Here is a 21,239-nt window from a genome sequence, read left to right as displayed (position 1 = left end):
CCGTCACGCACGGAGCGCTCGTTTCATGATCTTGCCCATGTCGTTGCGCGGCAGCGCGTCCAGGAAGTGGACGGTGCGGGGGCGCTTGTGCGGCGCCAGCTGGCGGGCGACATGGTCGGCGAGCTCCTCGCCGGACGGCGGTGGGCCGGCGTCCGGACCGCTCTCCGCCACGATCCAGGCGACGATCCGCTCGCCGAGGTCCTCGTCGGGCTCACCCGTGACGGCCGCCTCGGCGACCGAGGGATGGGCCAGCAGCGCGTTCTCGATCTCGCCCGCGCCGATCTTGTAGCCGCCGCTCTTGATCAGATCGGTGGCCTTGCGGCCGACGATGCGGTAGTTCCCGGAGGCGTCGCGAAGGGCCATGTCACCCGTGCGGAACCATCCGCCGTCGAAGGCGGCGGCGGTGGCATCGGGGCGGTTGAGGTACTCCACGAAGAGGTTCGGACCGCGGACCTGGATCTCGCCGACCGTCTCGTCGTCGCCGGCCTCGACGGCCCGGCCCGCGTCGTCGACCAGCCGGACGTACACACCCGGCAGCGGCACTCCGACCGTGCCCGTGGCATCCGGGCCGTCCGCCCGCACGCTGGTGTTCATGAGGGTCTCCGTCATGCCGTACCGCTCGATCACCCGCCGGCCCGAGGCCGCCGCGATCCGCTCGTGATCGGTCAGCGGCAGCGCGGCCGAACCGGAGACCAGCAGCCGGGCGCGGGACAGCGCCTTGGCCAACTCGGGATGACGGCCGGCCTCGACGGCCAGGCGGTGGTACATCGTCGGCACGCCGAACAGCATCGTGCCGTCGGCCAGCAGCTCCCGGGCCACCGCGTCGGTGCTGAAGCGCCCGACGTGGTGGACGCTGCCGCCGCGCCGCAGCGGCCCGAGGATGCCGAGGATCAGGCCGTGGACATGGAACAGCGGCAGGGCGTGCACGAGCACGTCGTCGGCGGTCCACTGCCAGGCGTCCTCAAGGGCGTCGAGGGTGTGCGCGATGGCGCGGCGGGGGAGGACCACGCCCTTGGGCGGGCCCGTCGTGCCGGAGGTGTAGACGATCAGGGCCGGAGCCTCGTCGCCCGGTTCGAGCGGAAGGGGGGCCGGTCCGGTCTCCTCGGGGGGCTCGGCGGCCTCGATGTCGATACGGGGCAGCGCGGCGAGCGCATCCGGGAGGGCGGCGCCCGGCTCGGCCAGGACGAGTGACGGCGCGCTGTCCGCCACGATGTGCGCCAGCTCGCTCTCGCCGATCTTCGGATTCACCGGGACGGCGGCCACTCCGGCGAGCAGCGCGGCAACCACGCCCACCGAGGTCTCCAGCGTCGGCGTGGCCCAGATCGCGATCCGGGACCCGCCGGCGAGCCGCTCGGCGAGTGCGCCCGCCACCGACGCCAACTGGCGATAGCTGAGGGCGCGGTCGCCGAAGCGCAGCGCGGGTGCGGGCGAACCGTCGCGCAGTGCGGGGAAGAGCACGTTCACCGGATCTCCTTCGTCCTCGTCGGCGCCCGGCACCGAGCGGCCGGGCCGAGCCCGCTGCGGCACCTGCGCGGTGCGCGGCGGGCTGACCCACCCCACTCTCGCAGAGACCACCGACAACGCGATCACCGCGCGGCCCTCACGCGCGGTCCGTCGCCGCCCGCGCGCCCTCACCCGGGGATCTTGCGGAAGTCCCAGGACGCGACGGACTCCGGCGCCAGCCGCAGCCAGGCGTGCCGGCCGTCATGCGGCATCCGGTCGGCCCCGAAGTACTTCTGCGCGAACAGCCGCTCCGGAACGTCGAGTTCAGGGCAGCTCTCACCGGTGCGCGGCGCCTCGCCCACGAACCGGCCACGGCCCGCCAGCTCCGCGCCGCGCAGTTCGCCGTACTCCTGTCCGTCGTCGACGACCACCGCGATCCGCGGGTCCCGGCGCAGCTGGGCCCACCGCCTGCTGCGGGTGATCGAATACAGCCAGAGTGCCGACCCGTCCCAGACGAACCACAACGCCCCGACATGGGGCGCCCCGTCGCCGCCGACCGTCGCGACCCGGCAGGTGCGCTGCGCGGTGAGGAACGCGTCCAGTTCGCCCCGCGTCATCATGATCCGGCGCCCGCGCCGCTGTGTGTCGGTCATCCGTCATCGCCTCCGCTGCGTACCGCTTGCCTGCCCGATCCCGACGACTTGCCGCACCACCCGACTGCGCCGATCGCGACGACCGCCTGACGGTGTGTCAGGAATCATGGGTGCTCTTCCTGGAGGGCGCAATGCCCGGTACCCTCGCCCGCCTCGGACCGGCCCGCCGGCAGACCGGGCCCGCCAGGGACCGGCAGAGGGGAACGCGATGGCACCGGACACCGCACGGCTCAGCGAGCAACCGGACCCGGCCTCGACGGTGCTGCTCACCGTCGAGTGCCAGCGGGGTGTGGTCGGCCAGGACAGCGCACTGCCCGAACTCGCCGACGCGGTCCGCACCTCAGGGGCGCTCGCCAACATCGCCCGCCTGGTGGCGGCCGCGCACGACGCCGGCATCCAGGTGCTGCACGCGGTCGCCGAACGCCGTCCCGACGGCCGCGGCGCCAGCCGCAACGCCCGCCTCTTCAAGGCGGCCGAGCGGCTGCCCGTCCAGCAGATCATCGGGTCCACGGCGGTACGCATCGCCGAGCCGATCCCGGTCTCGGAGGCCGACCTGGTGGTGCGCAGACTGCACGGCCTCTCGCCGATCGCCGGCACCGACGTCGACGCGCTGCTGCGCAACCTGGGGTGCCGGACGCTCGTCGTCACCGGGGTGTCGGCGAACGTCGCGATCCCCAACGCGGTGTTCGACGCGGTCAACCTCGGCTACTCGGCCGTGGTGCCGGCGGACGCCATCGCCGGGGTGCCGGCCGACTACACCCCCGCGATGGTCCGCAACACCCTCGCCCTGGTCGCCACCGTCACCACCACCCAAGACGTCCTGGCCGGCTGGAGGCGGCCGCGCCGGGGCCGCTGACGGGAAGGGGTGGAATGTTCGGATTGATCTCGAAGCTGGCGGAGATCCTCTCCTCGCACTGGGGGAGGATTCTCAGCGGCAGGCAACTCGGCCGGGATGCGGATGTCGCCCGGCACTTGGTGCGCGTCGTGGAGGCGTTGCAGGACATCTGCGTGCGCGGGGAGCGGCTGCTGGTGCTGGCCGAGAAGCTGCTCGACGGCGGTCGGGGCCGAGGCCATGGCACGGCTCCGAAGGGCGGCAGCGGCAAGTCTCCGCCGAGGGCGGCCCAACCGCGCTCCCACCACGCCACGCTGTGCACCGGCCGCAGCCCGGCCAGCGTGGCCGCGACGATGAAGCACCGTACGAGCAACAGGGTGGCCGCTGCGCCGTTCAACTCGATCGGCCCCGGCCGTTCGCAGGTCAGGGCAGCCCCTTCGGCCGCGCGCCAGCTCGGTGTAGGCCACCAGGTGCGGGGCGTCGGCGATCCGGTACTCCAGGGCGGAGTCCAGCACGGCTCTGGTGTCCACCGGCCGATGGACCACGTCGTCAGGAGTGACGATCAGCGGCCACTCCGCCCCCTCGTCGCCCGTCACGAACTCCACGGCGGGGTCCCCGTTCGGCGTCCGGATGCGCTTGCACCGCCGCACTTCGGCGGCGTCGATTCGCACCGTGTCATCGATCGCCGGCACGTACACGCAGACCCGGCCCGCCGTCACGACCGCCCGGGGACCCCGTAACCCTTCCAGGACCTGGACGACATCCGCAGCCTCCATCGATGCCCCCCGGGTGTCGACACTCTTCGCCGCTGTCCATCCTGGCCCCTTCGCGGCCCGCGTGGGGGCCCGGCGTCCCTATCGGGGAGCTCGGCGTGCAGAGTTTGTGCCATGCCATTTATGGACACCGCATAAGTGGTCTCACGGCTCGCTTGACTGCGGCTCGATCCTGCGGGAATGCAAATTCCTTGAAAGTCGAAAACATCCGGGTCTGTGCAGCGTCCGGATTCCACCTTCCAGAGGGATATGGCCGGCCGTAGGTTGCTTTGCGAGGCACACGCCTCGGAGAAGTGCAACCACATTGCACAGTCAACTTCTTGTGTGACGTACAGGCGTCACAAAGCCAGGAGGAGATCGTGGCAACTCGCAAGGCCATCGCTGCCGTTCTGTCCGTATCGGCCCTGCTGGGCGCGGGGCTGCTGACCAGCGGCACCGCCCAGGCGGCGTCCCCCGCGACATTCCGTCCGGACGTGCGGTACACGTTCCAGAACGTCGGGAGCGACCGGAACCTCGACGCTTTTGGAAATGACACCGTCAAGGCCTGGTCGGCGGACGCCTCCGGAACTCAGGACTTCTATCTGCGAGTCGGGAGATTCCAGGGCTACCAGCTGGAGAGCGCGATTCACGCCGGCCGGTGTGTGACGGCCAAGGGCATAGGGCAGCAGGTGACGCTGGAGAACTGCAACACCGCTGTACAGGCGCAGTACTGGGACTACGCCAACAGGGACGAGGGTTCCACGTTCACCAGCCGTAAGTTCGCCCGGGGCTGCATTGCCGATGAAGGCGAACGCAACAGCGTGGCGCTCGCGCCGTGCACCGGGGCCGACGCTCAGCGGTGGATTCCGCTGATCGGTTAGGCGGCAGAGCCCGAGCGGCAAGTGGGCACCATCCGGGTCCACCGGCGGTGAACGCGCAGATCGGCAGCGGCAGTGGGTAGGGGCGGGCTCCGGGTCGGACGCGGCTCGGGGCCCGTCTCCGCGCCCGGCTCCCGGTTCGTGCGCGCGGAGCCGGTGGAGAAGGTAGGGCCCGGTGGGGAGTAATTCAGTCGACAGGGCCCCGGCACGCCCGGCAAGGTGGCGGGCCGTGACGAGCAGTGAGCTGTGGACACATGCGACCGCCGACCGCTACGACGCCGAAGAGACCGAGATGTCCTCGGCCCCCGTTCTCGAACCGACCCTCGCCTTCCTTGCCGAACTCGCCGGAGAAGGCCCGGCGCTGGAGTTCGCCATCGGCACCGGACGAGTGGGCATCCCGCTCCGGGAACGCGGTGTGCCGGTAGTGGGCATCGAACTGTCCGAGCACATGGCAGCGGTCCTGCGCCGCAAGATCGACGAGGATGCGCTCCCGGTCGCCATCGGGGACATGGCCACGACCACCGTTCCCGGCGAGTTCACCCTGGTCTATCTCGTCTACAACACCATCACGAACCTGCTCACGCAGGACGAGCAGGTCGAGTGCTTCCTCAACGCCGCACGTCACCTGGCGCCACGCGGCCGATTCGTCATCGAGCTGGGCGTGCCCCCGCTGCGGTTCCTGCCGCCCGGGCAGGTCGCGGTGCCCTTCGACGTCTCCGAACGGCATCTCGGCTTCGACACCTTCGACCTGGTCGAGCAGGTTCTCGTCTCGCACCACCTCACGCGCGACGGCGACGACGGCCGCTACCGTCGAGACGCCTCCCGGCACCGGTACGCATGGCCCGCGGAGCTCGACCTGATGGCACGCATCGCCGGGCTCGAACCGGAACGACGCGTCGCGGACTGGGACGGGGCGCCGTTCACCCAGGACTCCGCGAAGCACATCTCGGTGTGGCGCAAGCCGGTCTGAGGCGGCTCCCCCGTAGCGCGGCGGCGACCACCCGGATCTCGGTGCCTCGCCGCGTCATCCGAGGCTGACCGAACCGCCCTTGACGTTCACCTTGGCGGGCGCCAGGGGCTTGGTGGCGGGACCGTCCTTCACGCTGCCGTCGGTGATGTCGAACTTGCTGCCGTGGCACATGCAGTTGATGGTGCCGCCGGTGACCTCGCCGACGATGCAGCCCGCGTGGGTGCAGACCGCGGAGAAGGCCTTGATCTCGCCGTCCCGCGGCTGGGTGACGACGACCTTCTCGGCCTTGAAGATCTTGCCGCCACCCTTGGGGATCTCCGAGGTCTTGGCGAGCGCGCCGCCCGCGCCCGCCGTACCGCTGCCGCCCGCACCCTGGTCCGCGGGGTCGCCACCGCCGGCGCCCGGGTCCGCCATCCCGCTGCCGCTGCCGCAGGCCGCGAGCGCCGCCGTCAGCCCCGCCGCCCCGACCGCCGCGACAACGTTCCGCCGGGTCGCCCCGCGCCCCGTCGTCGCCTCGGTGGCCGGCGCCGCGCCCGCCTCCTCCGCCGTCACTGCTTCGGTCCGGCTCCGTCGTGATGCCGCCTGTCCAGCCATGGTGTGCCTCCGGTTCCTGGTGGGGCCTTCGGTGTGCGATGTGCTCCAAGGACGTTGCACAGAGACATACGGAGGGGCGGCCGCGGGCGTTCAACGGCGTATGCGATCTCTGCCTACGCGGGCTCTCCCGGGCGCCCGCGCAGCGCGTCGAGCAGGAAGTCCCGCTGGAAGTGGAGCAGCTGCTCATTGACCGTGTCGTCGGACGGAGCGTGGGTGGCGCCGGGCAGCGGCAGCACGCTGTGCGGCTTGCCCGCCGCGAGCAGTTCCGCCGAGAAGCGCAGGGTGTGCGCGGCCGCCACATTGTCGTCCGCGAGCCCGTGGACGAGCAGCAGCGGACGGCTCAGCAGATGGCCGTGGCCGGCCAGAGAGGAGCGCGCGTAGTTCTCGGGCCGCTCCTGTGGGTGGCCGAGGTACCGCTCCTTCCAGTGGGTGTCGTACAGCCGCTGATCGGTGGGCGGGGCGCCGGCGACCGCGGCATGGAAGACGTCCGGGCGGTGCAGCACGGCGGCCGCCGCCAGGAACCCGCCGAAGGACCAGCCGCGGATCGCCACCCGCGTCAGATCCAGGTCGGCGTACCGCGCCCCGGCCGCCTGAAGGGCGTCCACCTGGTCCTCCAGCGCCGGCGTGAGCTGGTCGCCGTGCACGGCCTTCTCCCAGGCCGGACCGCGCCCGGGCGTCCCGCGTCCGTCCACCACCAGCACCGCGAAGCCCTGTTCGGCGAACCACTGCGACACACAGGTGAACCACCCGCGGGCCCGCCCCACCTGCTGCACACCGGGCCCGCCGTACGGATCGAGCAACACCGGCAGCCGGCCCGTGCCCTCCTGGTGCCAGGACGGCAGGAACAGCGCACCGCGCAACTGCCGTTCGCCGAGCGTGAGATGGGCCGGTCGCGGGGTGAGGGCCGGTTCCTCCGCGAGCGAGGCGATCACCTCGTCCGGCGCGCCGTCGCCCGCACCCGCGACCGTGCCCGTCACCGGGTCCGCGTCCCGGACCACCCGCACCTCGTTGCCCTGCGGCGTCACACCCTCCAGGACGACCGTGCCGCCCCGCGCCACGCCCGAGTACCTGCCGGGTCCCCCGCTCAGCCGCCGGATGCCGCGGCCGGGACCGTAGCGCCACACATGGGTCTCCAACGGGTCCTCGCTCGCGGTGAACAACACCTGCTCGCCCTCGACCCCCAGGACCGCGCGCAACTGCAGCCCGTCCGGGGTGACCCGCCGACCGCCGACGGTCAGGAACCGGGTGCCGCCGTCGTCCTCGGGGAGCACCGGCGCGCCGGAGGCGGTGCGGGCGGGAGTGCCGGGCACCAGCTCCACCCATGCGGCATCGGTCCGCTCGTGCCGCACCTCGGTGGCACCGGTCGCCGGGTCGACCGCGAGCGTCCGCAGGGTGCGCTGGTCGCGGCTCTGGACGGCGACGAACGGGCCGTGTGCGTCCCAGCCCGCGTCGACGAGGTACTCGTACGCCCCGCGGTCCCACACCACGTCCACCCGCTCGCCCTCCAGGGAGAGCAGCTGCACGGTGACCTCCGCATTGGGGGTGCCCGCCGCGGGGTAGGCGATCGCCCGCGGCGGCTTCGCCGGATCGGCGGGATCGCCGAGGTAGCGCCGTGCCACCGGACCGGTGTCGACCCTGGCCACCAGGAGGCGGGCGCTGTCCGGCGACCACCAGTAGCCCCGCATCCGATGCATGGACTCGGCCGCGACGTATTCGGCCAGCCCGTAGGAGATGTCCGGCCCCTCCGCGCGGGCCAGTTGGCGGTCGCCACCGGACAGACCGACGACATGGAGGCAGCGGCCGCTCACATATGCGATGTGCCGGCCGTCGGGGGAGGGCCGGGGGTCGACCACCGGGCCTGCCGCGGCGACCGGGAACGGTGCACCGCCGTCCGTGCGCACCGCCCACAGGGCGCCGGACAGCGCGAACGCCACCAGGAGGGCGGCGTCGTCGGCCGCGTAGGACACCACCCCCACCGAGCGCTCCCTGGCCCGCTCCCGGCGCAGTCGCTCCTCTTCGGGCACCGCACCCGCCGCGGCTCCTATCAGGAGCCCCGGATCGGCCAACAGCCTTTCCGCACCGTCCTCGTACTGCCACAGCCGCCCCACCGGGTCGGTGCCCGAGCCCGTTCGGACGAACAGGACGCGGCGGCCATCGGGGGAGACGGTGAAGTGCCGGGGCACTCCCAGGGAGAAACGGCGGGTGCGGGCGAATTGGGCGGGAAATTCAGCGGAGTTGGCGTACTTCTGAGACGTCGGGGACTTCGGGGAGCCGGTGGTGTTCACGGTGGGTGCGGAGTTCACGGTGCTGTTGTCCAAGGTGCTGTCCTCCAAGGGAGTGTGATCCGGTTCTGCGGTGGTACCGGTACTGCGCTCCGACAGGCGCTCGCCCCGCGCTCGCCCGAGACAACGTAGGCACGGCGAAGATCCCTGGAAAAGGGGGACCCGGGATCCGCGCAGCACGGCGGGCCGGTACCGGACCGGGGCGGAAAAGGAGAAACGACCGACGGAAGGCCGCCGGGGCCTGCGGGGATGTCGACCGGAGCCATGGCGACCCGCTATGTCACGTCACGCCCTTGCATGCGGGCGGATCGCCCCGGGGATCGTCGCGATCGCTCCGGGGTCTTCGAGGTCGACGACCTCGGTACGTATATCACGCATCACGCGGCCGGCGAGAGGGGCGCCGCCCGAGCCGGGAACGCCGACCGGACTCGCCCGCTGAAACCACAGCGATGCTGTTTTCCGCGACCTCCGCAGGCCGTCCTGTCAGGTACGGGTGCCGACGCCGGCGTCCTTCCTCTCCGCGACGCCGGCGTCCGCCTTCTCCACGGCGCCGACCTGCCGATCTCCCCGTCGCCAGGATCGTGCTTCGCTCTGCTCCTTAGGGGAGCCGCGGCGCATCTCCTGCATTCCCTTTTCGATCCCGTTGCGCAGCCAGTTGCCGACGGGCCGTTCCACCAGTCGATTGACGGCATAGGAGAGCAGCAGCATGAGGGTGACGATCGCCGTGAGCAGAACCGGAGCGGGCATCCGATCCCGCATAAGGTCGATCAGTGTGAAACCGATGTACATATGCAGTAGGTAGAGCGGGTACGTCAGGGATCCGGCCGTGCTCAGCCAGCGCCAGCGCACCTTGTCGAACGCGCCGAGAGCGATGGCCGCCATGAGAGCGAAGGCGACGAGGACTCCCAGGCGCGCCGGCCAGGTGTCCGTTACCGCGGCCTTGTCGCCCAGGTTCATCACCATGCGCCCCCGCACGTAATGCTGGGCCAGAAGGAACTCCACCGCGACAATCGCCCACAACAGCAGGGTCGGCCGGAAGCGATGCATCAGGTAGAAGGCGATGCCCGCAATGAAGTAGGGGGAGTACGGGGCGACCGCCCACACGGACAAGAAGTTGTTTTCGGCCTTGAACGCGATGACGCCGGCGACGGTCCACAGGCCGCAGAAGAGGACGCATCTGCGATAGGTGACGCCCTTGTACACGACAAGCGCGAAGAGGAGATAGAACTTCAGCTCGACGAACAGCGACCAGTAGACATCGTCCACGTCGGACACTCCCACACCTTGCTGCAGCATGGTGAGGTTGGTCAGCACGGTCTCCAGGCTGTCCGCACTGCGCACGCGCGGCCACAATGTCAGGACGGTCGCCGTCATGAGAACGGCAACCCAGTACGCGGGATAGAGACGGGCGGCCCGCGACTTGACGAAATCCCCGAGGGGGCGTCCCCATGCGCTCATGCAGATGACGAATCCGCTGATCAGGAAGAAGACCTCGACGCCCAGCCAGCCGAACTGCGAAAGATGGTAGAGCTCCGGCGAGAAGGCCTTGGGATCTTGGCCCCAGCCGTCGCGAAGCGTTATGTAGTGGTAGCACAGAACCATCAGCGACGCCACGAAGCGCAACCCGTCGAGCACATAGAGTCTGGGCTGCCCCAGCGCCTTTTCCAGGGCTGCCGGAGAGTCGGGTGGCGCGACGAAGCGCATACTGCGATTCCTTGTTCGTTCTTAAAGGCGTCTTCAGCAGGAGGGGACGCGTGCCGATGTCGTGATAGCGGGTCACGACATGGCCGACGGGACGGGAACTCGCGCACGAGTCCCGCTTCATCCCCTGTGGCGGTCGGCTCGGTATTCGCTAATGTGGCGCTCTGTCACAGGCGTTGACGGCTTGTCGAATCGTCACGCCCAACCGGCTGAGTTGCACGATGCAGGCCGGCTTCGCCAACCAGCCGTTCCCATGCTGACAGGCATGGTGAATTCTTGACCCTACGGCATATCCCTGCGACTTGAGGTAGGCGGCGCAGGGTTTGGCGGCGGCTTCCGCCGGGCTGGCTACGAATATCGGCATCGCGGCGGCGAGTGTGGTGAGGACTGCGGCGACGCTCACACGTCGAAACGCTCGTTGCATCGGGCTACCTTTGGTGGGGGGTTCACGCGGGGTCATGTGGCACGGAACGTGGGGGAGTTCCCTCGCCGTGGGGGCGGTCGGGGAGTGCCGACAGGCGTACCCGCTGTGGTGCGCTGGAGACGTAGCTGCGGTTCGTCAGGTCAGGTGATTCATGGTTTCGGTTGCCGCGTGGGAAGACGGGAAGCCTAGGCGTTGGGTTCAGTCCGGGAGAGCTTTTTCGCTGCCGATCCGCGCGCCGCGTTCCTCGGATTGCCGGCTGAGCCGCGCCCGTAATCGTCAACTAAGGCCCCTCACTGGCGACTAGCGCTTCGCCGGGGGCCGGGGGCCGGGGGCCGGGGGCCGGGCCGTGGTGCCTCGCCCTACTCCTGCGGTTGCCGCTCGGCCGTCAGGTGGAGGGTGGCGACCGCACCGCCACCGGGGGCGTTGGAGAAGCAGAGGGTGGCGCCGAGGACCCGGGCCTGGCCGACGGCGATGGTGAGGCCCAGGCCGTGGCCGGACTTCCGGCTGCCGCCCGATTGGGTCTTGAACCGCTGGGGGCCGTGGTCGAGGAGGTCCTCCGGGTAGCCGTCGCCGTGGTCCCGCACGGTGATGACCGGGCCGTCGACGGTCAGGACCACCGGCGGGCGGCCGTGCTTGTGGGCGTTGGCGATCAGATTGCCCAGGACGCGTTCGAGCCGGCGCTGGTCGGTCTCCACGCGGGCGTCCCGGACGACGTCGACGTCCGCCGCCAGCCTCGTGGCCCGCACCGCGCGCTCGACCAGCGGACCCAGCTGGTGGATGTCGAGGTCGGCGCGTTCGACCTGGGCGTCGAGCCGGGAGATCTCCAGCAGGTCCTCGGTCAGCCGGCGCATGGTCTGGATGCGCTCCTGCACCATCTCCGTCGGGCGGCCGGGCGGGAGCAGCTCGGCGGCGGCGTGCAGTCCGGTGAGCGGGGTGCGCAGCTCGTGGGAGACATCGGCGGTGAAGCGCTGTTCGCTGTGCAGCTTGTTCTGCAGGGTTCCGGCCATCGCGTCGAGCGCGGCCGCCACCGCGGCGGCCTCGTCCTGGGCGAGGTCGGGCCGCAGGGCGCGGGGGTCGCCCACCCGGGCGTCGAGATCGCCGGTGCTGATCCGACGGGCGACCCGTGCGGTGCGGTGCAGTCGGCGGGTGATGCGGGAGACGCCGAACAGCCCGACGAGCAGGGTGACGCCGATCGCGGCGGCGGAGGAACCGATGATGGCCCGGTCCAGTCCGCGGATGGCGGCGGCCCGGTCGCCGTAGTCCAGGCGTACGGCCAGCGCCCGGCCGCCGTCGACGGGGGCGACGGCCCACATCGTCGGCCGGCCCTGGTGGTCCGCCAGCTGGGTGCCGCGCTCCTTGTGGTGCACGGCCATCTCGCGGAGGGGGTGGGGCAGGTCCGGCGGGTCCACCGCGGCATTGCGGCCGAGGGGCTCCCCGGCGACATAGGTGGCCACCGCGCCGTCCAGTTCGTCCAGGGCGGCGCCGCGGGCCTGTCTCTCGGTCTGCTGGCCGACCAGGACGTGTACCAGGATGCCGAGCAGCGCGGCGAGGGTGCAGCACATGACGGTGATGAAGAGGGCGAACTTCCAGTAGAGCGTCGCCGTCCAGGAGGGCAGCCCCAGTGCGGCCCGCCGTCGGGTGGTCCTCACGGCTTACGCCTCGGCGCGGGGGAGGAGACCGCCCGGTCGAACTCCATCGTCCGGATCTCCATGGTCTGCTGCTCGTCGTCCCAGGAGTGGACGGTGCGCATCTCGTATCCGGGTGAGGTGGTCGGCTCCCGCATGATCACGTCGCCGTCCGACACCTCCACCGACAGCGGTGAGCCGGCGGTGTCCAGGATCCGGTTCACCACCCCGCCCCGGATCATGTACGCCCAAATGGCGACCGTGTGGTCGCTCTGTTCGATGCCGACGATCAGTTCGTCCTTCCCGTCGTGCGTCAGGTCCTGGTACTCGGGGGCCCGCACGGGACAGCGCTTCGGCTCGGTGGCGCACCGGTCGATCCTGCGCTCGGTGGCCTTTTCGAAGGCCGGCGTCTGCTGGCGGGCGTCCTCGGCGTTCTGCGCCTTGATGACGTCGAGCGCGTCCAGCGTACGGATGTCGCCGGAGGGGACGTGGGGCAGCCCGGGGAGGGGCGACGGTTTGTCCTGGCCGCTCTTGTCGGGCGGCGGCGCGGGCGCGGGCGGCCGATCGGGCCACAGCTGTGCGGGAGCCGAGGCGATCGGGGTGTGCCCCGCGCTCTTCGGCTGTCCGGTCCCCGCACACCCCGCCACCAGCAGCGTCGCCACGCCCACCGCCGAAAGAGCGAACCGGGCCGGCCGCGCCCGGCGGGGGAACGGCAGGGGGCGGAGCAGGGGCACGGGACTTCCAGACAGCGCGGGGCGGCAGTGCACGGGGACGATGATGTTCCCTGCCCCGCGTTACGGCAATCCGGCGGTTGCGTAACGGTGGCCCGTAGATGGGCACACAGTGCCGTTGCCGATTCGGTCGCCCGTTCGGGTCGAGTGCCCCTGGGGTCGGAAGGGCCCGGGTGCACGGTGCGGGCGTTCGCTGGCCTGGCTGCCCGCCAGGGTCGCCGGTGCGGGGGTCAGGAGTGCTGCGCCCCGCGCGCCAGCAGCATGAGGGTGTCGACGAGTTCCTCGGCCGGCAGACCGGTGGCCAGGCTGCGCAGCTGCAGGCCGAAGATCAGCGCGACGGCGCTGCTCGCCAGCCGCTCGGCGTCGGGTACGCCGAGACCGGTGAGGACCCGGGCCGCCAACCGGTCGTACGCGGCGAAGGACTGGTCGGCCGCGGTGCGCAACCGCTCGTCGCGGCCGGCCTGGATATAGAGCTCGAAGGGTGCGATGTGCCTGCTGTCGAAGGGTGTCCCCCCGGCGACCTGGCCGACTGTGGCGGCGGCCCGATCGGCGTCCATCCCCTCGGTCTGGCACTGGGCGGCGAGCTCGGTGAGGCGCCGGGTCTCCTCCGCGACGAAGTGCAGCAGGCTTTCCCGCAGCATCTCGTGCTGGGTTGCGAAGTGGTAGGTGACCGACCCCAGGGAGACCTTGGCCTCCTTGGCGATCCGCCGGTTGGTGACCCCGGCGACTCCGTCCTCGCCGATGATGCGCAGGACGGCGTCGATGATGCTCTGCCGGGTTCCGGGGTGCTTGGACATAGCAGTCATTGTGCCAGCGGCGCCCTCCCGGCAAGGAGGAAGGGCCGGGCCTGCTCCGACCACTGCACATCGCGCGCAAGGGGAAATTCCGCCGTTGACACGACTGCCCGCCCTCCATACTGTTCGTTCGAACGAACAGTTTCTTGGGAAGGTCGTCGTATGCGCATCGCAGGATCAACCGTTCTCCTGACCGGGGCCACGGGCGGTATCGGTCAGGCCATCGCCCGCGATCTGACTGCCAGGGGGGCCAAGTTGGTCCTCTCCGGGCGCCGTGCCGATGCCCTGGAGTCGCTCGCCGACGAGCTCGGGGCCCGAGTGGTCGCCGCCGATCTCGCCGACCCGGACCAGGCCGAACACCTCGCCGCGGCATGCTCCGACACGGACATCCTGATCGCCAACGCCGCTCTGCCCTCCAGCGGCGATCTGCTCGACTACACGCCCGAGCAGATCGACCGCGCGCTGACCGTGAACCTGCGTGCCCCTGTCATGCTGGCGCGCACGCTCGCGCCCCGGATGGTCGAGGCGGGGCGGGGCCAGATCGTGCTCGTCGGCTCGATCTCCGGGAAGGCGGCCACCAAGCACTCCTCGCTTTACAACGCGACCAAGTTCGGGCTGCGCGGCTTCGCGCTCGCCTTCCGCCAGGACCTGCACGGTACGGGGGTGGGGGTCTCTCTCGTCCAACCCGGCGCCGTACGCGACGTAGGGATGTTCGCCGTCACGGGCGCGACCCCGCCGGCCGGTGTGCGCACGGTCTCCCCGGACCAGGTGGTGGCGGGGGTGGTTCGGGCCGTCGAGCGCGATCTGTGCGAAGTCAATGTCGCGCCGGTGGAGTTGAGGGCGCTGAGCGCCATCGCCGGACAGTTCCCCGGCTTCGCGGAGAAGGTGCAGCGCGGCTCCAGTGCCGAGCGCACCATCCGCGAGGTCGTGGCGGCCCAGCGGGACAGGCGGTAGCCGCCAGGCGGCGAGTTGCCGCCGCGGCCGGGTAGCTCCAGCCGGCGCGCGGCATCGACGTGTCGACGAACCGACGGGCCTCGAAGTGGTCCGCCGGCACTTCGCCGACCACATCACGGCCCTCCTCCGGAGCAGCCCACAATCCGTCGAGATCATTGATGCCACCCGGCAGGCGGTATGCACTCCGTCAACGGCTCGTGTCCATTTCGATGAGAGAAGGGCTCAAAAGCCGTGCGCCGGTGACCCGGCAGGGCCATATGAAAACCGACAGCTCCCGCTATTGGCCATGTACCGCTCGTAAGTCGACTGTCCTACGCTGGTATTCGTCCGGTGCTTTCCGGCGTGGTGAACATTCCAGCGGCTTCAGGGAACTGGGGAGAGGGCGCGCCATGGCGGAGCTGACGGGTGAGCACGCACGAGTGGCGGTGATCGGATCCGGATTCGGCGGCCTGGGCGCGGCCGTACGGCTCCGCCGCGAGGGCATCACCGACTTCGTGGTACTGGAGCGGTCCGGATCAGTCGGCGGCACCTGGCGGGACAACGCCTATCCCGGCTGCGCCTGCGATGTGCCCTCTCACCTGTATGCGTTCTCCTTCGCACCCAACCCCCGGTGGCCGCGCACCTTCTCCGGGCAGCGGCACATCCGTGCGTATCTGGAGCACGTCACCGACACCTTCGGGTTGCGCCCGCACATCCGCTTCGACTGCGAGGTCCGTGCCCTGCGCTGGGACCCCGGCGCACTGCACTGGGAGATCGACACCACCCGGGGGAGGCTGACCGCCGACATGGCCGTCTCCGCCACCGGCCCGCTGTCCGCACCCAAGGTCCCGGATATTCCAGGACTGGAAACCTTCCCCGGCAAGGTATTTCACTCCGCCCGCTGGGACCACGACTACGACCTGCGCGGCAAGCGCGTGGCGGTGATCGGCACCGGCGCCTCCGCCGTCCAGATCGTGCCGTCCATCCAGCCCCAGGTGCAGCGGCTCACGCTCTTCCAGCGCACCCCACCGTGGGTGCTGCCGCGTCTGGAGCGCAGGATCGGCGGTGTGGAGCAGTGGCTGCACGAGAAGGTCCCGGCGGCGGGGGCGTTGCGCCGGGCGGTGCTGTGGGGTGTACGGGAGCTCCAGGTCGGCGCGTTCACCAAGCGGCCGCGCGAACTGGGCATGATGGAGAAGGTCGCCCTGTGGCACCTGCACCGGGCCGTCAAGGACCCGGCGCTGCGGACCGTGCTGAGGCCCGGCTACCGCATCGGCTGCAAGCGCGTCCTGTTGTCCAACACCTACTATCCGGCGCTCGCCCGTCCCAACGTCGACATCGTCGCCTCAGGGCTGCGCGCGGTGCACGGCTCCACGCTCACCGCGGTCGACGGCAAGCGTGCCGAGGTCGACGCGATCGTCTTCGCCACCGGCTTTCACGTCACCGACACACCGATCGCTCGGCGCACCACCGGAGCCAGGGGCACCACGCTCGCGGAGGAGTGGCAGGACGGCATGGCCGCGCTGCGCGGTGCCAGCGCGGCGGGCTTCCCGAACTTCATGACGATCATCGGCCCCAACACCAACCTGGGCAACAGCTCGATGATTCTCATGATCGAGTCCCAGCTCAACTACCTGGCCGACTACGTCCGGCAGCTCGATCTGCACCACGACGGGCCAGGCGACGGGCGAGGGAAGGCCGCACTGGACGCCCGTCCTTCCGCGGTGCGCGCCTACAACGACCGGCTCCAGGAACGCCTGCGGCGCACCGTGTGGAACACCGGAGGCTGTGACAGCTGGTACCTGGACGCCGCAGGCCGCAACACAACGGTCTGGCCCGGCACCACCGGCGAGTTCCGCAAGGCCACCCGGCGGGTGAATCCAGCCGAGTACGAGGTGCTGCGCATACCGGCCCCGCCCGGCCCATGACGTGCGGGGCCGGCTCTTCGGTCAGGTGTCCGCTGACCAGACAGCCGACAGCCGACAGCCGACTGCGGACATCCGGTGCCGGTGCCACGAGCGGCTCTTCAGGTGCCTCCAGCCGCGCGGACTTCCCCAACTCCCTTCGCCCCGCCGCTGTTTGACCGCAGAATGGCACGGCCGCGTAGTTCGCACGTGGCGCATGCGGACAACAGCACAGACGGGGGACGCGCATGGGGAGTGACGCCGCATGGCCGGAATGAAGCTCTACTCGCTCGAATCCAACGAGCCACGGCGGCTCGGCCCCTATCGGCTGCTGCGGAGGATCGCCACCGGCGGCATGGGCCGCATCTACCTCGCCCGGCAGGAGGCGCCGGGCACACCCGCCAGCGCTGCCGGGCCCACCGGAACCGTGGTGGACCACGGGCTCGTCGCGGTCAAGACGCTCCTCGCCGAGGGGATCGTGAGCAGGCCGGACCGGGAGCGGTTCGCCCGCGAGGTGGAGCTGGCGGGGCGGGTCGACAGTGCGTACACCGCCACGGTGCTCGACGCCAACGCGAAGGCGGAGCGCCCATGGCTCGCCATCGAGTTCATACCGGCCCCCAACCTGGCCGAACTCGTCGTCAGTGCCGGGACGTTGCCCGTCGAGGCGGTGCGCCGGGTCGCGGTGGGAGCCGCCCGGGCGCTGGTCGAGCTGCACGGCCTGGGGGTCGTCCACCGGGACGTCAAACCCCTGAACATCCTGCTGCCCGTTGACGGCCCCCGCCTCATCGACTTCGGCATCTCGCACGCCCACGACCACACCAGCTCGACGACGACCATCGGCACCTTCGCCTTCACGTCGCCGGAGCAGGCGTGCGGCAAGAGGTCCACCGCCGCGTCCGACATGTACTCCCTGGGTGCCACGCTCTTCTTCCTCGCGGTCGGCCGCCCGCCGTACGAGCAGACCGACCGCTCCATCGGCGTCCTCGCCCTCGTCCAGCGCGGCGAGCTCGACACGAGCGGGCTGCCGCCGGAACTGGAACCGCTGATCCTGCCGCTGCTGGAGGTCGACCCCGGGAGGCGTCCCGCGCCGTCCGACCTGCTGCGGGACCTCCTGGCCGACCTCGACCGGGTGGCGGCGGTCGGGGGTGCCGAGCGGTGGCTGCCGGCGGCGTGGACCGCGCTGATCGAGGAGTACGCCGCGCAGGGGCGTCAACTGCGCGACGGGACCGTGGACTTCGACGCGTCCGAAGCGTCGACGGAGCTGAAGCCCGACGGCACGCCGGAGGGTTCGGACGAGGCGATCAGCGAGATGCGCGAGCAACTGGAGGCGCTGCGCAAGCAGCGGGACGCCTTGGTGCGGGCGCAGGCCGAGGAGCAGGCGGAGGTGGCGGCGCGGGAGCTGGCGCGCCGGGAAGAGGAGGAGCGGAGGCGCAGGGCACAAGCGCGGAGGGAAGAGGCAGAACGCAGGGAGCGGGAGCGCAAGGAACAAGAGAGGAAGAGAAAGGAGCAGCAGGAGCGGGAGCGGAAGGAAGAGGAACAGAAGGAACGCGAGCGGAAGGAACGTGAGCGGAAGGAGAGGCAGCGGAGGGAACGCGAGCGCTTGGCGCGCGAGAAGACCGCGACCTCCACCAAGAACAAGAGCACCGGCACGACGTCGACCCCCACGGCCCCGCCGAAGTCCGGAGCGACCAAGAATCCCGCCACGAAATCGAGTTCCTCGGAAGGCTGGGGCGGCGGCCTGCTCCTGGTCGTCCTCTTCATCGGCGTCCTGGTCTGGCAGCCCTGGGACAAGAAGAGCGACGACACCCCGACAAGCAGCCCCACCCCGCGGTTCACCCTCTCCAGCAGCGGCGGCAGCACCAGCGGCCTCGGTGGCAGCGACACGCTCGGTGACAGCGACACCGACAGCTCGTCCAGTTCCTCCAGCTCCTCCAGTTCGTCCAGCGGCGGCTCCGCCGGCACCGAGACCGAACCCGAGCCGGAACCGGAGAGCAGCTCCCCCGAGCCCGACCCCACCGAAGACGCCTTCAAGGCCGTCTCGGCCGGGGACTGCCTGGACGTCGTCGACACCGGGTACGGCGGTCTCAGCAGGTACGACTGGAGCGAGAAGGAACCGAACACGACGTCCTGCGGCTACGGGACGCGCGTGAAGGTCACCGGCACCACCGACAACTGCGCGTCCGGGGTGGGCAAGGCGACCTGGTCGTACTACTCCACCAGCAGCGGCGAGCGGACGGCGCTCTGCCTCACCGGCCAGTACCGTCAGGGCGACTGTCTGCTCGCCAAGCACGAAGGCAACTACGTCAGCAGCATCGCGATGCTGTCGTCCCCGAACTGCACGGACCGCAGGGTTCCCGCCGCGTACAACGAGATCCTTGTCGTCACGGACGTCTACCGGGCGACGGCGGGTACCGGCACCGAGGTCTGCCGACACGGGCAGTACGACCCCAACACGTACTGGTCCACGAAGGTCGACGACGGCGCGACGCTGCTGTGCCTGAAGGCGTACGACTGAGCGCCCGGCCCTCGGTCGCGTCCCACCGGCGCGGTCACTGCCGTTTCAGCGCGATTTCAATGGCTGTGTCCAGCGTCGACGCCGTTCGATGCGGGCACGTCTCAATCCAATCGTCCTCCTCGTCCCCGTCGTCGTAGGGGGCCTCGAAGATCGAGGGCAGTGTCGCGTCGACCGGCATGCCCGTCTCGTCCTCGTCGATCAGCAGGCGACGCAGCATGTTCAGCGGATACCACCCGCGGTCCGGCTCGTCGCACGGCCGAGTGGGCTTGAGCCCGACGATTCGTCCTGGTCAGAGGCGTTCATTGGACTTTCCGCTGAGGGAATTCAACGCCCGTGGTCGGGAAAGCGCATTGCGTGTGGGCGTGTTGAGAGATTGGCTTGTCAAGATCGAATTCACCGCTGTCCTCGCCCCGGCACCACGGAACACGACCCCGCACGGCTTCCGGGTCGGAAACTGGTACAGAAGGAAGTCCATGACCTCCATGCTCGACGGCTGCACGCCCTGGCCCGAGGAGTTCGTCGACCGCTACTGGGCGGCCGGGCACTGGCGCGGCAACACGCTGGACAACCTGCTGCGCGGCTGGGCCCTGCAGTACGGACCGCGGACCGCGCTCGTGCACGGCGGCACCCGCATCACGTACGCGAACCTGAACCGGCGCGTGGACCGCATGGCCGCCGGGTTCCGGCTGCGCGGCCTCCGGTCCGGGCAACGGGTCGTCGTCCAGCTGCCGAACGTTCCCGAGTTCGTCATCACCGCGTTCGCGCTGATGCGCGCCGGTACCGTCCCCGTGCTCTGTCCGGGCTCGTACCGCGCGTCCGAGGTATCGCACCTCGTGCGGGTCACCGAGGCGGTCGGCTACGTCGGTCCCTCGACGTACGAGGGCTTCGACCACACGGCGATGGCCGCGGACATCGCGGCCCGATGGCCCTTCCTGCGGCGGGTGTTCACCTATGAGGCGCCAGGCGCCTCGTCCCGGTACGGCGGCATAACGACCGACCCGGCAGGCTGCCAGTACTACCCGCTGGGCTCCGCCGACGCCCCGCCGGAGCCGGCGCTTGGGCGGAACGCCGGCCAGGTGGCGTTCTTCCTGCTCTCCGGCGGTGGCACCGCAGCGCCCAAGCTCATTCCTCGTACCCACAACGACTACGCCTACCAGGCGCGGGCCGCTGCCGAGCTGGTGTCGCTCTCCGAGAACGACGTGTATCTCGCCGCGCTGCCCGCCGAGTCCAACTTCGCCTTCGGCTGCCCCGGCATCGTCGGCACTCTCTCCGTCGGCGGCACGGTCGTCCTGGCCGCGACCCCGGGACCCGCCGAATGCCTTCCAGCCATTGGACGGGAGCGGGTCACCATCACATCGCTGGAGCCCGCCGCCGCTCAGCGCTGGCTCGACGCACTTCCCACGGTCCAGGTGGATTTGAGCAGTCTGCACCTCGTGCAGATCGGCGGCGCGCCCTTGCGCCGGGCGACCGCCGAACGGATAGGAACCGAATGGGGCTGTCGCCTGCAGCAGGTCTTCGGCACGGCTGAGGGGCTGCTCACTCTCACCCGTCCCGCCGATCCGGACGAGACCGTGCTCACCACGCAGGGCCGCCCGCTCTCGCCCGACGACGAGATCCGCATCGTCGACGCCGACGGCAAGGACGTGCCCGACGGGGAACCCGGCGAACTCCTCGCCCGCGGTCCGTACACCCCGCGAGGCTACTACCGGGCGCCCGACGACAACGCACGCACCTTCACCAGCGGCGGCTACTTCCGCACCGGCGACCTCGTGCGGCGCACCCCGGACGGCAACCTGGTGGTGACCGGCCGCCTTGAGGGGTCCGCGGCGGGCTGACCACGTAGATCCCACCGGCTCATGGCGAGCCACGGCGCGGGCGTCCGGCGCGAGCTCGATGCCGCCGTCCCCGCCCACGGCGAGCAGTGTGTCCTCGCCGGTCGCGCCTGCCGGCGGGCCGACCACTGCCGCAGCATCCGGCGGCACCTCTCGGCCCCTCTGACGGACGAGGAGGCGGCGGTGATCACCGAGGCGCTGCTCAAGGCCGCCCAGGGCGGCGGCACCGAGATCCACTGGGGCTGATTGGATCATCTGCTCCATGACGCCGACGGGCAGCGCCGGGTGCCTGGCCGCAGCCTGTGCGGTGTCGGTGTCACGCAGCAGCTCGACCAGCACCCGGGCCGGCAACTGCGGGTGCAGAGCCGCCGCACGGCGG

18 protein-coding genes are annotated in these 21,239 nt (G+C 70.7%); 9 read left to right on the top strand and 9 right to left on the bottom strand.

Annotation, left to right across the window (positions count from 1 at the left end):
- Positions 1–3 precede the first annotated feature (3 nt).
- Positions 4–1,464 (bottom strand): acyl-CoA synthetase, encoded by a 1,461-nt coding sequence (locus WAB15_RS06465; RefSeq protein WP_407285630.1) that lies wholly within the window; start codon positions 1,462–1,464, stop codon positions 4–6.
- A 167-nt stretch (positions 1,465–1,631) separates the two neighbouring features.
- Entirely contained in the window at positions 1,632–2,096 is a 465-nt protein-coding gene (locus tag WAB15_RS06460) for a pyridoxamine 5'-phosphate oxidase family protein (protein ID WP_407285629.1), read from the bottom strand.
- 208 nt (positions 2,097–2,304) lie between these two features.
- Between WAB15_RS06460 and WAB15_RS06455 the strand changes: the two genes are divergently transcribed.
- From WAB15_RS06455 to WAB15_RS06440, 4 genes are all read left to right on the top strand, one after another.
- On the top strand, positions 2,305–2,952 hold the full coding sequence (locus WAB15_RS06455; RefSeq protein ID WP_407285628.1) for a cysteine hydrolase: 648 nt from the start codon (positions 2,305–2,307) through the stop codon (positions 2,950–2,952).
- A 14-nt stretch (positions 2,953–2,966) separates the two neighbouring features.
- On the top strand, positions 2,967–3,668 hold the full coding sequence (locus tag WAB15_RS06450; protein WP_407285627.1) for a hypothetical protein: 702 nt from the start codon (positions 2,967–2,969) through the stop codon (positions 3,666–3,668).
- Positions 3,669–4,060: 392 nt separating this feature from the next.
- Positions 4,061–4,561 carry an RICIN domain-containing protein gene (locus WAB15_RS06445; RefSeq protein ID WP_399150692.1) on the top strand — a complete coding sequence of 167 codons (501 nt, stop codon included), beginning with the start codon at positions 4,061–4,063 and terminating at the stop codon, positions 4,559–4,561.
- A gap of 226 nt (positions 4,562–4,787) precedes the next feature.
- Positions 4,788–5,528, top strand: coding sequence for a class I SAM-dependent DNA methyltransferase (locus WAB15_RS06440; protein WP_407285626.1), 741 nt, complete (start codon positions 4,788–4,790; stop codon positions 5,526–5,528).
- Positions 5,529–5,582: 54 nt separating this feature from the next.
- Here WAB15_RS06440 and WAB15_RS06435 read toward each other — a convergent pair whose 3' ends face one another.
- The 6 genes from WAB15_RS06435 to WAB15_RS06410 all read right to left on the bottom strand — a co-directional run bounded on the left by WAB15_RS06435 (position 5,583) and on the right by WAB15_RS06410 (position 13,682).
- Positions 5,583–6,122: a Rieske (2Fe-2S) protein gene (locus tag WAB15_RS06435; protein WP_399150690.1), complete on the bottom strand. Its 540-nt coding sequence runs from the start codon at positions 6,120–6,122 to the stop codon at positions 5,583–5,585.
- Between the two features lie 113 nt (positions 6,123–6,235).
- Positions 6,236–8,407, bottom strand: a complete 2,172-nt coding sequence (locus WAB15_RS06430; protein ID WP_407289178.1) for a prolyl oligopeptidase family serine peptidase — start codon at positions 8,405–8,407, stop codon at positions 6,236–6,238.
- Between the two features lie 480 nt (positions 8,408–8,887).
- Complete coding sequence (locus tag WAB15_RS06425; RefSeq protein WP_399150689.1) at positions 8,888–10,108, bottom strand: acyltransferase family protein; 1,221 nt, start codon at positions 10,106–10,108, stop codon at positions 8,888–8,890.
- Between the two features lie 780 nt (positions 10,109–10,888).
- Positions 10,889–12,178: a sensor histidine kinase gene (locus WAB15_RS06420; RefSeq protein ID WP_407285625.1), complete on the bottom strand. Its 1,290-nt coding sequence runs from the start codon at positions 12,176–12,178 to the stop codon at positions 10,889–10,891.
- Positions 12,175–12,888, bottom strand: coding sequence for a hypothetical protein (locus WAB15_RS06415; protein WP_407285624.1), 714 nt, complete (start codon positions 12,886–12,888; stop codon positions 12,175–12,177). Before WAB15_RS06415 ends, WAB15_RS06420 begins: the two co-directional genes overlap by 4 nt.
- Before the next feature lie 227 nt (positions 12,889–13,115).
- Complete coding sequence (locus tag WAB15_RS06410) at positions 13,116–13,682, bottom strand: TetR/AcrR family transcriptional regulator (protein WP_399150686.1); 567 nt, start codon at positions 13,680–13,682, stop codon at positions 13,116–13,118.
- A 159-nt stretch (positions 13,683–13,841) separates the two neighbouring features.
- Here WAB15_RS06410 and WAB15_RS06405 point away from each other — a divergent pair, with 159 nt between their 5' ends.
- The 3 genes from WAB15_RS06405 to WAB15_RS06395 all read left to right on the top strand — a co-directional run bounded on the left by WAB15_RS06405 (position 13,842) and on the right by WAB15_RS06395 (position 19,028).
- Entirely contained in the window at positions 13,842–14,633 is a 792-nt protein-coding gene (locus tag WAB15_RS06405; protein WP_407285623.1) for an SDR family NAD(P)-dependent oxidoreductase, read from the top strand.
- Positions 14,634–15,022: 389 nt separating this feature from the next.
- The gene (locus WAB15_RS06400; RefSeq protein ID WP_407285622.1) at positions 15,023–16,537 is read left to right on the top strand and encodes a flavin-containing monooxygenase; all 1,515 of its coding nucleotides are present in this window, start codon (positions 15,023–15,025) and stop codon (positions 16,535–16,537) included.
- Positions 16,538–16,778: 241 nt separating this feature from the next.
- Positions 16,779–19,028 (top strand): serine/threonine-protein kinase, encoded by a 2,250-nt coding sequence (locus WAB15_RS06395; protein ID WP_407285621.1) that lies wholly within the window; start codon positions 16,779–16,781, stop codon positions 19,026–19,028.
- Positions 19,029–19,062: 34 nt separating this feature from the next.
- On the opposite strand, the gene WAB15_RS06390 is transcribed toward WAB15_RS06395, so the two are convergent.
- The gene (locus tag WAB15_RS06390) at positions 19,063–19,245 is read right to left on the bottom strand and encodes a hypothetical protein (protein ID WP_407285620.1); all 183 of its coding nucleotides are present in this window, start codon (positions 19,243–19,245) and stop codon (positions 19,063–19,065) included.
- 256 nt (positions 19,246–19,501) lie between these two features.
- On the opposite strand from WAB15_RS06390, the gene WAB15_RS06385 reads away from it, so the two are divergent.
- Both WAB15_RS06385 and WAB15_RS06380 read left to right on the top strand, forming a co-directional pair.
- Positions 19,502–20,863: a (2,3-dihydroxybenzoyl)adenylate synthase gene (locus WAB15_RS06385; RefSeq protein WP_407285619.1), complete on the top strand. Its 1,362-nt coding sequence runs from the start codon at positions 19,502–19,504 to the stop codon at positions 20,861–20,863.
- 21 nt (positions 20,864–20,884) lie between these two features.
- Complete coding sequence (locus tag WAB15_RS06380) at positions 20,885–21,106, top strand: hypothetical protein (protein ID WP_407285618.1); 222 nt, start codon at positions 20,885–20,887, stop codon at positions 21,104–21,106.
- The last annotated feature ends 133 nt before the right edge of the window (positions 21,107–21,239 follow it).

This window comes from Streptomyces sirii (assembly GCF_045690365.1).
Lineage (GTDB): Bacteria > Actinomycetota > Actinomycetes > Streptomycetales > Streptomycetaceae > Streptomyces > Streptomyces sirii.
Note: the sequence above shows the minus strand (reverse complement) of the source record. Positions and strands in the feature narration are given on the sequence as shown.

Excerpts from the sequence above, each read along its gene's own strand:
- WAB15_RS06390 (WP_407285620.1), bottom strand. The coding sequence starts at position 19,245 with ATGCTGCGTCGCCTGCTGATCGACGAGGACGAGACGGGCATGCCGGTC.
- WAB15_RS06450 (WP_407285627.1), top strand. The coding sequence starts at position 2,967 with ATGTTCGGATTGATCTCGAAGCTGGCGGAGATCCTCTCCTCGCACTGG.
- WAB15_RS06385 (WP_407285619.1), top strand. The coding sequence starts at position 19,502 with ATGACCTCCATGCTCGACGGCTGCACGCCCTGGCCCGAGGAGTTCGTC.
- WAB15_RS06460 (WP_407285629.1), bottom strand. The coding sequence starts at position 2,096 with ATGACCGACACACAGCGGCGCGGGCGCCGGATCATGATGACGCGGGGC.
- WAB15_RS06405 (WP_407285623.1), top strand. The coding sequence starts at position 13,842 with ATGCGCATCGCAGGATCAACCGTTCTCCTGACCGGGGCCACGGGCGGT.
- WAB15_RS06395 (WP_407285621.1), top strand. The coding sequence starts at position 16,779 with ATGGCCGGAATGAAGCTCTACTCGCTCGAATCCAACGAGCCACGGCGG.
- WAB15_RS06435 (WP_399150690.1), bottom strand. The coding sequence starts at position 6,122 with ATGGCTGGACAGGCGGCATCACGACGGAGCCGGACCGAAGCAGTGACG.
- WAB15_RS06410 (WP_399150686.1), bottom strand. The coding sequence starts at position 13,682 with ATGTCCAAGCACCCCGGAACCCGGCAGAGCATCATCGACGCCGTCCTG.
- WAB15_RS06455 (WP_407285628.1), top strand. The coding sequence starts at position 2,305 with ATGGCACCGGACACCGCACGGCTCAGCGAGCAACCGGACCCGGCCTCG.
- WAB15_RS06400 (WP_407285622.1), top strand. The coding sequence starts at position 15,023 with ATGGCGGAGCTGACGGGTGAGCACGCACGAGTGGCGGTGATCGGATCC.
- WAB15_RS06425 (WP_399150689.1), bottom strand. The coding sequence starts at position 10,108 with ATGCGCTTCGTCGCGCCACCCGACTCTCCGGCAGCCCTGGAAAAGGCG.
- WAB15_RS06380 (WP_407285618.1), top strand. The coding sequence starts at position 20,885 with ATGGCGAGCCACGGCGCGGGCGTCCGGCGCGAGCTCGATGCCGCCGTC.